Below are 14,599 nucleotides of genomic sequence, written 5' to 3'. Positions count from 1 at the left end.
CTCACCTTTTGGGCGAGCTCGGCCCAGGGGTCGGGGACGGGACCGCGGCCGGGTCGATGAGGACGAGGTCGATGTCCCACTGACCTTCGCAGGCGGCCCGGCGTACCAGGGCCTGGCCGGCGGCGTACTTGCCGGCGGTGAAGAACACCTCGGCCTCGAAGCCCTCGTTGTCCATCCCGGCGGGGCGATAGCCCACGGCGGTGACGGCGTCCTGGATCAGAACGGTCACCTCGTCGATGGGCTTCGCGGTGACCGCCCGCACGGTCAGGTGCCCTTGGGTTTTCTGCACGTGGGTGACCGTAGCGAAGCTGCTGAAGGTCAACCCGGCAGGCAGCAGCGCGGTCTCGGCCGGGGGAGCGGTAGCGGGCGTCGGGCACGCACCTTTGGCGTCGCTGCCGGAGCACCCGGCCAGCAGGACGGCCGACACGGCAGCAGTCGTTGCGATCAGCGCCCGGACGACCATGGCGCCAACTGTAGGGTGCGCGCCGGGATTGCAAGGGTCGTAAGCCAGTGAAATGTGGGTTGCCCGGTGTTACCGTGACCGCGCATCGTGGCGCGTGGGGCGCCCCTGTTCTCCTGGAGGCACGCGTGGCCATGCGCAGGAAATCCCTTGTTCCCTTGATCGCCGTGGCGGCGGTGACCGCCTTGGTGGGTGGTGGTGTCGTCTCGGCCGCCGGTCCCGACAGCGGTGGCGTAGCGCCGTCCGTGGAGTCGGCCGCGACCGCTGATCCGGTAGGCGCCGAGGAGTGGATGTACCAGCAGCGCGCCAACCCGGACGGCTCCCTCCCGGACGCCGCCATCGAGTCGGCGCTGACACAGTCCAAGCAGATGAGTGACGTGGCGATGAAGTCGCCGAGCACCGACCAGGTCTGGAAGGGCCTGGGCCCGAGCAACATCGGCGGCCGGATCCGTGACGTCGCCGCCGACCCGACCACCAAGGACGTCGTCTACATCGCCACCGGTACCGGCGGCCTGTGGCGGTCCTACAACGGTGGCGCGACCTTCGCCACCGCGTGGGACGACCAGCTGCCCCAGTCGATGGGCGCTGTCGCCGTCGACTCCAAGGGCGTCGTCTGGGCCGGTACGGGCGAGCCCGACCACGGCGGCGGTTCGGCGTACTACGGCAAGGGCGTCTACAAGTCGAAGGACGGCGGCGCCAAGTGGTCCAACATGGGCCTGAAGACCGGCGACACGATCGGCCAGATCGTCATCGACCCGCGCGACGACGACCGGGTCTTCGTCGCCGTGATGGGCGCGCTGCACGACACCGAGCCGACCCGCGGCCTGTTCATGACCGAGAACGGCGGCCTGACCTGGACCCGGGTGATCGTCCCGGACAGCGCCAGCACGGGCGCGATCGACGTGAGCATCAACAAGTCCAACCCGGACATCATGCTGGCCACCACCTGGGACAAGATCCGGGACGAGAAGTCGCGGATCTACGGCAAGAACTCGTTCCTCTACCGCTCGACCGACGCCGGCCGGACCTGGACGAACATCCACCAGGCGCCGCTGCCGCAGAGCACCGACGTCGAGGGCCAGCCGAACACGGCGACGTACGTCGGCCGGATGGGCGTCGACTTCAGTGACAGCGATCCCAACCGCGCCTACCTCATCTCGAGTGCCGCCGGCGGCAACTTCAACGGCTTCTTCACCAGCGCCGACGCCGGCGCGACCTGGACCGCGGTCGGACCGACGACCGGCGGCACCTTGCAATCCATCAGCGGCGGGTTCGCCTGGTGGTTCGGCCGCGTGTACGTCGATCCGGTCAACCCGCTGCACGTCTTCGTGGCCGGTGTCAGCCTCGCCGAGAGCCTCGACGGCGGTCTCACCTGGACCACCTCGCAGACCGTGCACGCCGACCAGCACGGTCTCGAGTGGGATCCGTTCACTCCGGGCAAGGTGATGCTCGGCAACGACGGCGGCTTCTACTGGTCGACCCAGAACGGTGCGGCCCGCGGCCTGTGGGCCAAGACCCCGCACCTGCCGGTGACGCAGTTCTACGCGATGGACGTCTCGCACCAGGACGGCTCGCGGGTCAACGCGGGTTCGCAGGACAACGGCTCGCTGAAGTCGTGGGCGGCCGACAACACCGTCAACGGGGACTGGTTCAACTTCGTCGGCGGCGACGGGATGATGAACCGGATCGACCCGACCAACGACCGCAAGTACTACGGCTGCTTCCAGAACGGCGGCTGCCGCGGCTTCGTGGACGGCGCCGGCTTCGTGATGACGATTCCCGGTGCGCGGAAGAACTGGGTGGCGCCGCTGGAATTCGCCGCCGACCCGCGGCACATGTTCGGCGCCAGCGAGTACGTGAGCCGGATCAACACCGATGCGGGCCAGCGGGTCTGGCAGCGGATCAGCCCCGACCTGACCGAGGGCACCGAGCCGCGTGCTCCGGGCTTCGGGACGGTCACGGCCCTCGGTACGACGAACGCCGACCCCAACCTGGTCTACGCCGGCACCGACAGCGGCCTGGTCTGGGTCAGCCGCAACGCGATGGCCGCTCCCGACCAGGTGACCTGGGAGAAGCTGCAGAGCCCGTCGTTCCCCGGCCGCTGGGTCACCCGCATCACGGTCGACCCGCAGAACCCGGCCATCGCCTGGGCCAGCTTCTCGGGCTGGCGCTCCGGTGACTCGTACCCGCACCTCGTGATGACCCGTGACGGCGGCCGCACCTGGTCCGACATCACCGGCATCCGCATCCCGCAGGCGCCGATCAACGATGTCATCCGGCACCCGTCGAAGAAGTCCTGGCTGTTCATCGCCACCGACGTCGGCGTCTTCCGCACCACCAACCTGGGCAAGACCTGGGTCAAGGTCGGCGGCAACCTGCCGCTGGTCCCGATCAACGACATCGACCTGCCGGCGGGCAGCCAGACCCTGTACGCCGCGACGTACGGCCGCAGTATCTGGACGACCTCGCTCGCCGACGCGGGCTGAGAACCGCGAAGGGCCGACCCTGCGACGCACCAGCCGGCCACCCCGACGGCCCGCCACCTGGCGGACCCTCGGGGTGGTCGCGCTGTCGGCCCTCTTCCTCGCGCCACTCGCCGTCATGGTGCTCGGATCCCTCCAGCGGCCACTCCAGCCACCTCCCGACGGGCTTGACCTGTGGCCCAACCCGGCTGAGTGGTCGAACTACTGGACCGTGCCGCGGTTCATGCCGCTGGCACGACTCCTGCTGAACTCCCTGCTGCTCGTGGTCGTCGCCGTACCGGTCACTGTCGTCGTGACCTCCATGGCCGGCCTCGCGATCGTCACGGCCCGCGGCCAGGTACGCCGCTGGCTCATCGGCCTGTCGGTGCTCATGCTTCTGGTGCCCGCCGCGGCGCTGTGGGTCCCGCGAGTCGTCCTGCTGCGCAGCCTGGGCCTCGCTGACACCCCACTCACTGTCGCCCTGTTGTCTCTTGCGGGCACCACCCCGTTCTATGTGCTGCTGTTCGCCCTGGCGTACTCGCGGATCCCCGGCTCGTTGCTCGAAGCCGCCGTCCTCGAAGGCCTGAGCCCGTACGCCGTCTGGCGGCAGATCGCGATTCCGCTGGCGCGCCCGGCAGTGGTCGCGGTCGCGGCGCTGTCGGGCCTGTTCTACTGGTCCACGTTCATGGATCCGCTGACCCTCGTGTCGTCACCCGCCAACTGGCCGGTGGCGCTCGGTCTGCGGAGCCTCAGCGAGATGGAGGCTGCTCTGTACCCGATCTACCTCGCCGCCGCGGTGATCGTCACCGCGCCCGCGCTGATCGCCTTCTGCATCGGCCAGCGCTCGTTCTTCTCCACCGTGGAACGCGCGTGAGGGCCCGTACTGCGCTCGCCGCGCTGGCCGTGTCCGCGCTGCTCGCGGTGAGCGCCTGCTCCGGGGAACCGGACGCGGCCGGCCAGCCCCAGGCGAGTAGCCCGCCGGCGAAGATCACCGTGCAGGTCCGGGCCGAGCCGGAGGAGGCAGCGGTCTACCGCAGCCTCGTTTCGGCGTACCAGAAGGAAACTGGCGGCGAGGTCGAGCTGGTCGCGGTCGGCCGGTCGGACCACCTGACCCGGCTGTTCACGGCGTTCGCGTCGGGTAAGGCGCCGGACGTCTTCCTGATCAACTATCGCGAGTACGCGCCTTTCGTGCAGCGCGGAGCGGTCGCGCCGGTGGGCCCGCTGCTCGACCAGCAGAAGCTCGACCGAGGCGGGTACTACGAGGAGCCGCTGAAGGCGTTCAGCTATCGCGGTGAGCTGCAGTGCCTGCCGCAGAACATCTCCTCGCTCGTTGTGTACTGGAACCGCACACTGTTCCGGAAGGCAGGCATCGCCCCGCCCAAGGCGGGCTGGACCTGGGCGGAGTTCGTAGCGATCGCCAAGGCTCTGACCACCGCGCAGACGAAGGGCGTCGGCATCGACGCGTCGATCACCCGGATGGCGCCGTTCATCTGGAGCAGCGGCGGCTCGATCGTCGACAACGACGAGAACCCGACCCGTACGACGCTGCACGAGCCCGGCGCCCGCGCCGCGCTCCAAGCCGTCGTCGACCTCATCGGCACGGGCGCTACCCCGACCAAGGCGCAGTTCGCCGCGCAGGATCTGGACGAGCAGTTCATGACCGGCAAGGTGGCGATGTTCCTGAGCTCGCGGGTCGAGGTCCCGGCGCTGCGGGAGCAACGCGGGCTCGACTTCGACGTGGCCGGCCTGCCCGTACTGGGCAAGCCCGCGTCGGTCCTGCACTCCGACGCGTACTGCGTCGCGAGCAGCTCGAAGCAGCAGGACGACGCCGCGAAGTTCATCGCCTACGCCGTCGGTCAGCAGGGCCAGACCATCACGGCACTCGGCGGACGGACCGTACCGTCGTTGCGCGCGGTCGCGACGTCGCCGGCCTTCCTCAGCCCGACCCGCGCGCCCGCGTCGTCCCAGGTGTTCCTCGACGCGATCCCGCACTTGAGGCACACGCCGGTGACGCCGTCGTGGCCGGAGGTCGAGGATGTCATCGGCAACCAGCTCGAGCGGGCGTTCTCGGACGGCGTACCGCTCGACCAGGTGCTCGGCGAGATCCGGAAGCAGGCGGACCCACTGCTCAAAGGCCGATGAGTCTGCGAGTCGTTGCCGCGCACAAGGTGTTCCGGGCGCACGGCGGGGCGCGGGTGGTGGCCCTCGACGGGGTCGACCTCGAGGCGGCGGACGGCGAGCTGCTCGTCATCGTCGGGCCGTCCGGGTCCGGCAAGTCGACGCTGCTGCGCGCGATCAGCGGGCTGGAGACGCTTGATTCGGGGCAGGTGATCATCGGCGGCCGGGACGTGACCGGAGTACCGGCTGGCCGGCGGGATGTCGCGATGGTGTTCCAGGAGGCCGCGCTTTTTCCGCATCTGAGTGTCGCGGCGAACATCGGGATCGGCGAACGGGCGCGCGGTGCGCGGCGACGTGAGGTCGAGGCGCGGGTCGTGGAGGTGGCGCGCAGTCTTGATGTCGAGCACCTGCTGCGGCGGATGCCGGGGGAGCTGAGTGGTGGCGAGAGGCAACGAGTGGCGCTGGCGCGGGTGATGATCCGGGTGCCGTCGGTCTGCCTGCTGGACGAGCCGCTCGCGTCGGTGGATGCCGAGTTGCGGCTGCGGATGCGCGGCGAGATCCGGGCGGTGCAGCGGTCGCTCGGGATTCCCATGGTCCACGTCACCCACGACCAGCTCGAGGCGATGGCGATGGGGGACCGGGTCGCGGTGATGGACGGCGGCCGCGTACTCCAGTGCGACACACCCGCCGCCCTCTACGCCCGTCCCGCAACAACAGCAGTAGCCCGCATAGTCGGCCCGCTACCAATGAACCTGCTACCTGCAGTCGACGGCGTAGTCGTCGGCGTCCGCCCCGAACGGGTCCGGCTGTGTGGGGACCCCGGAGGTGGGCGCCCGGGCAGGGTGGTTGCTGTAGAGCCAGCTGGCGAGGAGTGCCTGGTCCGGATCCAGACCGACAGTGAGTTGCTTGCGCGGTTGCCTCTGAGCGACGTCCCGCAGGTCGGCGAGCAGGTATCCGTGGTCTGGCGGCCTGAAGACGAACATCACTTCGATGCACTGAGTGGTCAGCGGCGATGAGGCGGTCGCCGCTCGCCGTTCCGTACCTGCTGGGGTCGGCGCTGCTGGTGCTGGTTCCGTTGGGGTTGGCTGGGGTGCTGGCGTTCAGTGACTACTTCGGGTTTCGGGGGCCGGAGTTCACCGGGGTGGACAACTTCGTCCGGGTGATGGGGGACGGCGCGTTTTGGAGCGCTGTGGGGGTCAGTGGGCTGGTTGCCGCGGTTGTTGTGCCGCTTCGGCTGCTTCTGGCGATCGGGGCCGCGTTGCTGCTCGCCCGCGGGCGTGGAGCGACGACAACGGTCGGCCGGACGTCGGCGTACCTGCCATCTGTCATCCCCGACGCCGCCTGGGCTCTGCTGTGGCTGTGGATCCTCAACCCGCTGTACGGGCCCTTGCCCGCCCTGCTCGGTGCGCTGGGCGTCCCCGATCCCGGCTTCCTCACGACGCCGTGGGGAGCCCGGCTGGGGCTGGTGCTGGTGATGGCCTTCCAGGTCGGCGAGGCGTTCACGGTCGCACTGGCCGCCCGGATCGCTATTCCCGCGCGACTGCACGAGGCGATCGAGCTGGAAGGTGGGTCCGCCTGGTTCGCGATGACGCGGGTGACGCTGCCGGTGATGGCGCCCATCGTGATCGTCCTGGCAGTGCGGGACGTGGTCGTCGTCGTACAGAACGCGTTCGTCCCGGCCCTGCTCGTCACCGGCGGCGGGCCGGTCAACGCGACCCTGACCGCGCCGCTGCTGATCTACCGCCGGGCCTTCGAGTACGGCGAACTCGGCTACGCGAGCACCCTGTCGGTGACTCTGCTCGTGCTCACCGCTGTCGCGGCCGCGCTCCCGCTCTGGATCGCGGCACGCCTGGCCGCTCGCCAGCGGACCCGGCAGTAGGCGGCTCACAGCGAACTCCCAGCGGACTTTCGGCCAACCATCGGCCTCGGTCGGCATGGTGGAGTCGTAAGCGAGCTGAGGAGACAAGAAATGCACCAACACGACCTGGGCCTGGAGCACGACCTGGGCATACTGCGACGGCGGAACGTCCTCCGGTTGCTCGCGGGAGCGGGCCTGGCGGTAGTCGCCGGCTGCTCCGCCGACGAGGCCGCCCCAGGCGGGAGCACCCCGTCGGCCGGCACTCCATCGGCCAGCGACCCGTCGGCCAGCACCACCTCTGGTACTCCGACCACCGGCGCCTCCACCCCGACCAACGTCGACGAGATCCCCGAGGAGACCGCCGGGCCCTACCCGGGCGACGGGTCGAACGGCCCGAACGTCCTGACCGAGTCCGGCATCGTGCGGAGTGACATCACCAAGAGCTTCGGTTCCGCCTCCGGAGTGGCGACCGGTGTCCCGCTCACCGTCGAGCTGCTGATCATGGACGCCGCCAAGGACACCGCGTTGCCGGGTGCGGCGGTCTACATCTGGCACTGCGACGCGGAGGGCCGTTACTCGCTCTACGACGACGAGATCGGCGAGGAGAACTACCTCCGCGGAGTACAGGCGGCTGACGCGCAGGGCAAGGTCACCTTCACCACGGTCTTCCCCGGCGCGTACCAGGGAAGGTGGCCGCACATCCACTTCGAGGTGTACTCGTCGCTGTCCGAGGCCACCGCTGCCGGGAAGATCAAGTCGACCTCACAGCTGGCCCTGCCGGCCGACGTGTGCAACACCGTCTACGCCTCCTCCGGGTACGACGGCAGCTCGCAGAACATGGCCAGAACGTCGCTGGAGAACGACATGGTGTTCCGCGACGACGGTGCTGAGCACCAGATGGCGACCACCACCGGCAGTGTTCAGGCGGGGTACCAAGCGCGGCTCACCGTGGGTGTGTAGCGCGCGGTTACCGCCGGACCAGTAGCGTTGCCTCGATGTCCGAGTCGCGTGATCCCCAGAGTCCCGCCCAGCCTGCCGGTCCAACCCCCGGTACCTGGGTGATCGGTAGCGTCCGCGGCATCAAGCTCACCATGAGGTTCACCTGGTTGCCGGTGGCCGTACTGCTGGCGCTGGGCTTCTCCAACATCATGGGCGCGCAGTTCCCGGAGCTGGGCAGCTGGCGGTACGTCGCGTCGTTCGGCTTCGTGGTCGCGTTCACCGCGTCGATCCTGCTGCACGAGCTGGCCCACGCGCTGGTCGCGCTGCGGTTCGGCATCCCGGTGACCGAGATCAACCTCGGGTTCTTCGCGGCCGGCACCCACATCGAGGGGGAGCGCAAGAGCCCGTTCGAGGAGTTCGCCATCTCGATCGTCGGCCCGCTGGCCTCGCTGCTGGTCGGCGGACTCGCGTACGCCGGCTCGCGGGCGGTGGACGAGGGCGTCGCGCACGTCGCGTTGTTCAACCTCGCGATCGCCAACCTGATCGTCGGCGTCACCAACCTGCTGCCCGGCCTGCCGCTGGACGGCGGCTGGGTGCTGCGGGCGTTCGTGTGGAAGCTGACCGGCAACATGCACACCGGCACCATCGCGGCGGCCTGGGCGGGACGGGTGCTCGCGATGGCGGTCCTGGCGGCGCCGGTGCTCATGCGGGAGCTCTTCGACCGGCAGCCGACCGTGATCGACTACATCATCGCCCTGGCGATCGGGTTCTTCCTCTGGATGGGCTCCACCGCGTCCCTGATGCAGGCGCGGCTCCGGCGCAAGCTGCCCGCCCTGCAGGTGCGCACCCTGGCCCGTCGCGCCATCGCAGTACACGCCGGTACGCCGATCTCCGAGGCGGTCCGGCTCGCGATCGGGGCGCAGGCCGGTGCCGTGGTGGTCACCGACGGCCAGGACAAGCCGCACGCGCTCGTCTCGGAGGCGGCTGTCAGTGCGGTGCCGCCGAACCAGCGCCCGTGGACCACGGTCGGCGAGGTCGCCACCCGGATCAGCGCGGGCCACATCATCGGCATCAACGACACCGGTGAGGAGATCCTGGGCATGCTCCGCAAGAACCCGGCCTCGGAGTACCTGGTGCTCGACGCCAACGGCGGCGTCTACGGCGTGCTCGCCACCGCCGACGTCGAACAGGCCTTCCGCTCCCGCTGACGGGGAGGTCAGCGGTGGCGAAGTAGGGTGAGCCCTCTTATGTCTGATCTTCGTGATTTTCCTGATGCTTCCTTCTCCGGGGTGCACCACGGGCCGCTGCAAGCCGGCGAATGGGTGACGCTGTCCGACTCGAAGGGGCGCCGGCACTCGGTGTTCCTGGAGCGGGGGAAGATCTTCCACACCACCAAGGGCGGCATCGCGCACGACGAGCTGATCGACGGCCCGGACGCCGTGGTGGTCCGGTCCGCGGGTGGCGTCGAGTACCTCGCGCTGCGGCCGCTGATGGCCGACTACTCGGTGTCGATGCCGCGTGGCGCGGCGGTGATCTACCCCAAGGACACCGCCCAGATCGTGACCATGGCCGACATCTTCCCCGGCGCGAAGGTGGTCGAGGCCGGAGCCGGTTCGGGCGCACTGACCACCGCGCTGCTGCGGGCGGTCGGCATCCACGGCCAGGTGATCTCGTACGAACGCCGCGAGGACTTCGCCGAGGTGGCCCGCAAGAACGTCACCGGCTTCTTCGGCGCGGAGCACCCGGCCTGGCGGCTGCAGGTCGGTGACCTGGTCGAGTCGCTGGACGAGCAGGACGTCGACCGCGTCGTACTGGACATGCTGGCCCCCTGGGAGTGCGTTGACGCCGTCGCGGCCGCTCTGGTGCCCGGTGGGGTGTTCTGCGCGTACGTCGCCACCACGACCCAGTTGAGCCGGGTCGTGGAGACGCTGCGGGCGCACGGCGAGTTCACCGAGCCGCGGGCCTGGGAGTCGCTGGTGCGGGACTGGCACGTCGAGGGGCTGGCCGTGCGGCCGGGGCACCGGATGCAGGGTCACACCGCGTTCCTGGTCACCGCGCGGCGGATGGCGCCCGGCGTACAGGCGCCGCGGAAGAAGCGCCGCCCGGCGCCCGGCGCGTACGGCGACGACTATTCCGGACCCCGCAAGTCCGATACCCCCTCGCAGGTGCCGGGGACAACGGAATCATCCGCAACCGACACGTGATGGGATTCGGCTTGCTCAGTGAGGTTTTCTGGGTAAGGTCCATAGGGTCGAGCCCCACATGGTGAGGTGATGATCGTGGCTGGAGACGAGAGTCCTACCGCGGCAGAGCTGCGTAACCAGGTCCGTTACCTGGAGGCCGAGGTCGCAGCGTTGCGGCGGAGGTTGTTGGAGCACCCGGCGGACAGCCGGTCGCTCGAGAGCAGACTGTCCGAAACCCAGGCGTCCTTGGCGAGTGTGACCGCGCAGAACGAGCGGTTGGCGGACACGTTGCGCGAGGCCCGAGAGAAGATCATCGCCCTGAAGGAGGAAGTCGACCGGCTGGCCCAACCGCCGTCCGGTTTCGGTACCTTCCTGGGCCGCAACGACGACGACACGCTGGACGTGTTCACCGGGGGACGCAAGCTCCGGGTCGCGGCGAGCCCCTCAGTCGACCTGGACGCGCTGCGGCTCGGCCAGGAACTGATGCTGAACGAGGCGCTGAACGTGGTCGAGGCCTGCGACTTCGAAGTCGTCGGCGACGTGGTGATGCTGAAGGAGCTGCTGGCCGACGGCGAGCGGGCACTGGTGATCGCGCAGGCCGACGAGGAACGCATCGTCCGGCTCGCCTCGCCGCTGCTCGACCAGCCGCTGCGGGCCGGCGACTCGCTGCTGCTGGAGCCCCGCTCCGGCTATGTCTACGAGAAGATCCCGAAGTCCGAGGTCGAGGAGCTGGTGCTCGAAGAGGTCCCGGACATCGACTACACCCAGATCGGTGGTCTGGCCGGCCAGATCGAGCAGATCCGGGACGCGGTCGAGATGCCGTACCTGCACAAGGACCTGTTCCTCGAGCACGAGCTGAAGCCGCCGAAGGGCGTCCTGCTGTACGGGCCGCCCGGCTGTGGCAAGACGCTGATCGCGAAGGCGGTCGCCAACTCGCTGGCCAAGAAGGTCGCCGAGCGGACCGGGGTGGAGGGGCAGAAGTCGTTCTTCCTCAACATCAAGGGTCCGGAGCTGCTCAACAAGTACGTGGGTGAGACCGAGCGGCACATCCGCCTGGTCTTCCAGCGGGCCCGGGAGAAGGCTTCCGAGGGCATGCCGGTGATCGTGTTCTTCGACGAGATGGACTCGCTGTTCCGCACCCGCGGTTCCGGCGTCTCCTCCGACGTCGAGAACACCATCGTCCCGCAGCTGCTGAGCGAGATCGACGGCGTCGAGGGCCTGGAGAACGTGATCGTCATCGGTGCCTCGAACCGCGAGGACATGATCGACCCGGCGATCCTGCGGCCGGGCCGGCTGGACGTGAAGATCAAGATCGAGCGGCCGGACGCCGAGGCGGCCCGGGACATCTTCTCGAAGTACCTGACCACCACCCTGCCGCTGCACGCCGACGACGTGAACGAGTTCGGTGGCGACCGGCGCGAGTGCGTGAACGGGATGATCCAGCGCACGGTCGAGCGGATGTACACCGAGGCCGACGAGAACCGGTTCCTCGAGGTCACCTACGCCAACGGCGACAAGGAGGTCCTGTACTTCAAGGACTTCAACTCGGGCGCGATGATCCAGAACATCGTCGACCGGGCCAAGAAGATGGCGATCAAGGCCTTCCTGGACGACAACCAGAAGGGTCTGCGGGTCCAGCACCTGCTGCAGGCCTGTGTGGACGAGTTCAAGGAGAACGAGGACCTGCCGAACACGACCAACCCCGACGACTGGGCGCGGATCTCCGGCAAGAAGGGCGAGCGGATCGTCTACATCCGGACGCTCATCTCCGGCAAGCAGGGCACCGAACCAGGCCGCTCCATCGACACGGCCACCAACACCGGTCAGTACCTGTAGCCCAAGCTCCACCACCAGCCGCCCTCGGATCTCCGGATCCGGGGGCGGCTGTTTGTCTGCCCTGCGCAGGTCGAAACATTTCGGCCGCAATCCGCTCATGGTATCGATCAGCGGATTGTCGAAAAGTATCGGACTCCCTGGTGGATAAGGGGAACAGTGACAACGAAAGTACGAAAATGTTTCGCAAACCTCCCAGGGAATTCACTCTTGATTTATCGGTGCCCCATGCCCACGATCACTGCGTGACGTCACCCGATAACTGACCGCCCCCAGAAAAGGTGAGCTGCATGATCAGAAGAAGCCTTGCGGCCCTGGCCGCCGGCGCCCTGGCCGCCACCGGCCTCGCAGTACTCGTCCCGACCCCCGCGGAAGCCGCCAGCACCCTCGGCGCCGCGGCGGCCCAGACCGGCCGGTACTTCGGTACCGCGATCAGCGCCGGCAAACTCGGCGACTCGACCTACACGACCATCGCCAACCGCGAGTTCGACATGGTGACCGCCGAGAACGAGATGAAGCTCGACGCCACCGAGCCCAACCAGAACCAGTTCAACTACACCGCCGGTGACCGGGTCGCGAACTGGGCGGCCAGCAACGGCAAACGCCTGCGCGGCCACACCCTCGCATGGCACTCTCAGCAGCCCGGCTGGATGCAGAACCTGAGCGGCACCGCGCTGCGCAACGCCATGCTGAACCACGTCACCCAGGTCGCCACCCACTACCGCGGCAAGATCTACGCCTGGGACGTGGTCAACGAGGCCTTCGCCGACGGCAGCTCGGATGCCCGGCGCGACTCGAACCTGCAGCGCACCGGCGACGACTGGATCGAGGTCGCCTTCCGGGCCGCCCGGGCCGCCGATCCGGGTGCCAAGCTCTGCTACAACGACTACAACATCGACAACGTCGACCACGCGAAGACCAAGGCCGTGGTGGCCATGGTCCGCGACTTCAAGAGCCGCGGGGTGCCGATCGACTGCGTCGGCCTGCAGGGACATTTCAACAGCGGCAATCCGGTGCCGAGCAACTTCCAGACGACGCTGTCGACCTTCGCCGGGCTGGGCGTCGACGTACAGATCACCGAACTCGACATCCAGGGCTCCGGCACCGACCAGGCGAACAAGTACCGCCAGGTGACGAACGCCTGCCTGGCGATCGCCCGCTGCAACGGCATCACCGTGTGGGGCGTGCGGGACACCGACTCCTGGCGGCCCGGTGACACACCCCTGCTGTTCGACGGCAACGGCAACAAGAAGCCGGCGTACACGGCAACGCTGGACGCTCTCAATGGAGGAGCTACACCGACCGATTGCCGCAACGGGTACGTCGCGCTGACGTACGACGACGGCCCGAACCCCGGTAACACCCCGGCGTTGCTCAACGCGCTGCGGGCGGCTGGAGTACGGGCGACGATGTTCAACACCGGGCAGAACGCCGCGGCCAACCCGGCTCTGGTCGCCGCTCAGGCAAGTGCGGGGATGTGGATCGCCAACCACAGTTACACCCATCCGCACATGCTCACGCTGAGCACGACCGCGATGTCGTCGGAGCTGTCCCGCACCCAGACGGCCATCCAGAACGCCGGGGGCGGTACGCCGAAACTGTTCCGGCCACCGTACGGCGAGACGAACGCCACCCTCGAGTCGGTCGCGTCCGGTCTCGGGCTGAGGACGATCACCTGGGACGTCGACTCCCAGGACTGGAACGGCGCCACCACCGCGCAGATCGTCCAGGCCGCCGAACGGCTCACGAGCGGCCAGAGCATCCTCATGCACGACCAGTACGCGGCCACCGTCGCCGCGGTTCCGCAGATCGTCTCGGGTCTGCGCAGTCGTGGCCTGTGCGCGGGGATGATATCCCCGACGACCGGCCGCGCCGTCGCTCCCGACGCCATCGACCCGCCGCCAGGCGGCGGTTGCACCGCGACGTACTCCGACGGTCAGTCCTGGCCCGACCGCTTCAACGGTCAGGTCGCGGTGACCGGCTCCAGCAACTGGACCGTCACAGTGACCGTCCGCGCGCCGCAGAAGATCATCGCCACCTGGAACGCCGCCGTGAGTTGGGACAGCAGCGGTAACGTCATGACCGCCCGCCCCAACGGCAGTGGCAACACCTTCGGATTCACCGTCCTCCACGGCGGCAACCAAACCCGTCCGGCCGTGACCTGCACCGCCACCTGATCCCCAATCCCCTCAGGTGGTGAGACCGCCTACCACTAGACCTACTTGAGTGCCAGGGACCTGGTACCACCAGGTCCCTGGCTTCCAGCTCGTCACCAGCGGAGGAGGGGTCAGGGTTTCCCCTGATCCCCCCGGAGCAGCCCCGGGCGTACCGTTGCTGCCATGGCGACGGATGAGGTTCGGAAGGACCTGCGGGCCGCGGTGGCGGCACGGCAGGAACTGGGGGCGGACTACGAACCCGAGATCATCGAGGGGTTCCTGGCGAAACTCGACGCGCACACCGCACAGCACCTGGCCACGCCGCCGGTGAAGGCCGCGGAGCCGAGCCGGGAGAGCGACCCGGGCGGACTCGCCCTGGCCATCGTCTCGGTGGTGGCCGGCATCCCGATCACCGCGATCGCCGCCAACCAGGAAGGTGCCTTCGCCATCGTCATCTGCTGGGGCGGCCTGGTCGGCATCAACCTGGCCCGAGCAATCACCCGCTTCGTCAGCCGCTGAAGCTCAACGTTGCTGGGGCTCAATCCGGTTGAGGCTCAACCGCGGCCGAGCCTCAACCTCCGGTAGAGCCT

At 68.7% G+C, this 14,599-nt stretch carries 12 protein-coding genes; 11 read left to right on the top strand and 1 reads right to left on the bottom strand.

The genetic code is table 11. The annotated features are described in order from the left end of the window. Nucleotide 1 precedes the first annotated feature (1 nt). Nucleotides 2-463 (bottom strand): hypothetical protein, encoded by a 462-nt coding sequence (locus tag ACQPYM_RS22605; RefSeq protein WP_433003079.1) that lies wholly within the window; start codon nt 461-463, stop codon nt 2-4. A 173-nt stretch (nt 464-636) separates the two neighbouring features. Between ACQPYM_RS22605 and ACQPYM_RS22600 the strand changes: the two genes are divergently transcribed. The 11 genes from ACQPYM_RS22600 (at nt 637) to ACQPYM_RS22550 (ending at nt 14,528) form a co-directional block, all read left to right on the top strand. Continuing rightward, a complete protein-coding gene (locus tag ACQPYM_RS22600) occupies nt 637-2,946 on the top strand; it encodes a WD40/YVTN/BNR-like repeat-containing protein (protein ID WP_433003076.1) in 2,310 nt (769 codons plus the stop codon). Nucleotides 2,947-3,019: 73 nt separating this feature from the next. Beyond that, entirely contained in the window at nt 3,020-3,796 is a 777-nt protein-coding gene (locus tag ACQPYM_RS22595; protein WP_433003073.1) for a carbohydrate ABC transporter permease, read from the top strand. Next, complete coding sequence (locus ACQPYM_RS22590; protein WP_433003070.1) at nt 3,793-5,064, top strand: ABC transporter substrate-binding protein; 1,272 nt, start codon at nt 3,793-3,795, stop codon at nt 5,062-5,064. Before ACQPYM_RS22595 ends, ACQPYM_RS22590 begins: the two co-directional genes overlap by 4 nt. Then, complete coding sequence (locus ACQPYM_RS22585; RefSeq protein ID WP_433003067.1) at nt 5,061-6,056, top strand: ABC transporter ATP-binding protein; 996 nt, start codon at nt 5,061-5,063, stop codon at nt 6,054-6,056. The genes ACQPYM_RS22590 and ACQPYM_RS22585 overlap by 4 nt, the downstream gene beginning before the upstream one ends. Further along, nucleotides 6,053-6,919, top strand: coding sequence for a carbohydrate ABC transporter permease (locus ACQPYM_RS22580; protein ID WP_433003064.1), 867 nt, complete (start codon nt 6,053-6,055; stop codon nt 6,917-6,919). The genes ACQPYM_RS22585 and ACQPYM_RS22580 overlap by 4 nt, the downstream gene beginning before the upstream one ends. A 90-nt stretch (nt 6,920-7,009) precedes the next feature. Then, on the top strand, nt 7,010-7,858 hold the full coding sequence (locus tag ACQPYM_RS22575; RefSeq protein ID WP_433003061.1) for an intradiol ring-cleavage dioxygenase: 849 nt from the start codon (nt 7,010-7,012) through the stop codon (nt 7,856-7,858). A 35-nt stretch (nt 7,859-7,893) separates the two neighbouring features. Beyond that, nucleotides 7,894-9,045: a M50 family metallopeptidase gene (locus ACQPYM_RS22570; protein ID WP_433003058.1), complete on the top strand. Its 1,152-nt coding sequence runs from the start codon at nt 7,894-7,896 to the stop codon at nt 9,043-9,045. Nucleotides 9,046-9,084: 39 nt separating this feature from the next. Continuing rightward, nucleotides 9,085-10,041, top strand: coding sequence for a tRNA (adenine-N1)-methyltransferase (locus ACQPYM_RS22565; RefSeq protein WP_433003055.1), 957 nt, complete (start codon nt 9,085-9,087; stop codon nt 10,039-10,041). A 69-nt stretch (nt 10,042-10,110) separates the two neighbouring features. Beyond that, complete coding sequence (gene arc, locus ACQPYM_RS22560) at nt 10,111-11,856, top strand: proteasome ATPase (RefSeq protein ID WP_433003052.1); 1,746 nt, start codon at nt 10,111-10,113, stop codon at nt 11,854-11,856. A 287-nt stretch (nt 11,857-12,143) separates the two neighbouring features. Then, the gene (locus ACQPYM_RS22555) at nt 12,144-14,030 is read left to right on the top strand and encodes an endo-1,4-beta-xylanase (RefSeq protein WP_433003049.1); all 1,887 of its coding nucleotides are present in this window, start codon (nt 12,144-12,146) and stop codon (nt 14,028-14,030) included. 162 nt (nt 14,031-14,192) lie between these two features. Further along, nucleotides 14,193-14,528, top strand: a complete 336-nt coding sequence (locus tag ACQPYM_RS22550) for a hypothetical protein (protein WP_433003046.1) — start codon at nt 14,193-14,195, stop codon at nt 14,526-14,528. The last annotated feature ends 71 nt before the right edge of the window (nt 14,529-14,599 follow it).

The organism is Kribbella sp. CA-294648 (genome assembly GCF_050943845.1).
In the GTDB taxonomy this organism is placed as follows: domain Bacteria; phylum Actinomycetota; class Actinomycetes; order Propionibacteriales; family Kribbellaceae; genus Kribbella.
This window is presented reverse-complemented; position numbering and strand designations above follow the sequence as displayed.

What these genes read in the sequence shown, in the direction of transcription:
- ACQPYM_RS22605 (WP_433003079.1), bottom strand. Translation starts at nt 463, where the DNA reads ATGGTCGTCCGGGCGCTGATCGCAACGACTGCTGCCGTGTCGGCCGTC.
- ACQPYM_RS22585 (WP_433003067.1), top strand. Translation starts at nt 5,061, where the DNA reads ATGAGTCTGCGAGTCGTTGCCGCGCACAAGGTGTTCCGGGCGCACGGC.
- ACQPYM_RS22580 (WP_433003064.1), top strand. Translation starts at nt 6,053, where the DNA reads ATGAGGCGGTCGCCGCTCGCCGTTCCGTACCTGCTGGGGTCGGCGCTG.
- ACQPYM_RS22575 (WP_433003061.1), top strand. Translation starts at nt 7,010, where the DNA reads ATGCACCAACACGACCTGGGCCTGGAGCACGACCTGGGCATACTGCGA.
- ACQPYM_RS22570 (WP_433003058.1), top strand. Translation starts at nt 7,894, where the DNA reads ATGTCCGAGTCGCGTGATCCCCAGAGTCCCGCCCAGCCTGCCGGTCCA.
- ACQPYM_RS22565 (WP_433003055.1), top strand. Translation starts at nt 9,085, where the DNA reads ATGTCTGATCTTCGTGATTTTCCTGATGCTTCCTTCTCCGGGGTGCAC.
- arc (WP_433003052.1), top strand. Translation starts at nt 10,111, where the DNA reads ATGATCGTGGCTGGAGACGAGAGTCCTACCGCGGCAGAGCTGCGTAAC.
- ACQPYM_RS22555 (WP_433003049.1), top strand. Translation starts at nt 12,144, where the DNA reads ATGATCAGAAGAAGCCTTGCGGCCCTGGCCGCCGGCGCCCTGGCCGCC.
- ACQPYM_RS22550 (WP_433003046.1), top strand. Translation starts at nt 14,193, where the DNA reads ATGGCGACGGATGAGGTTCGGAAGGACCTGCGGGCCGCGGTGGCGGCA.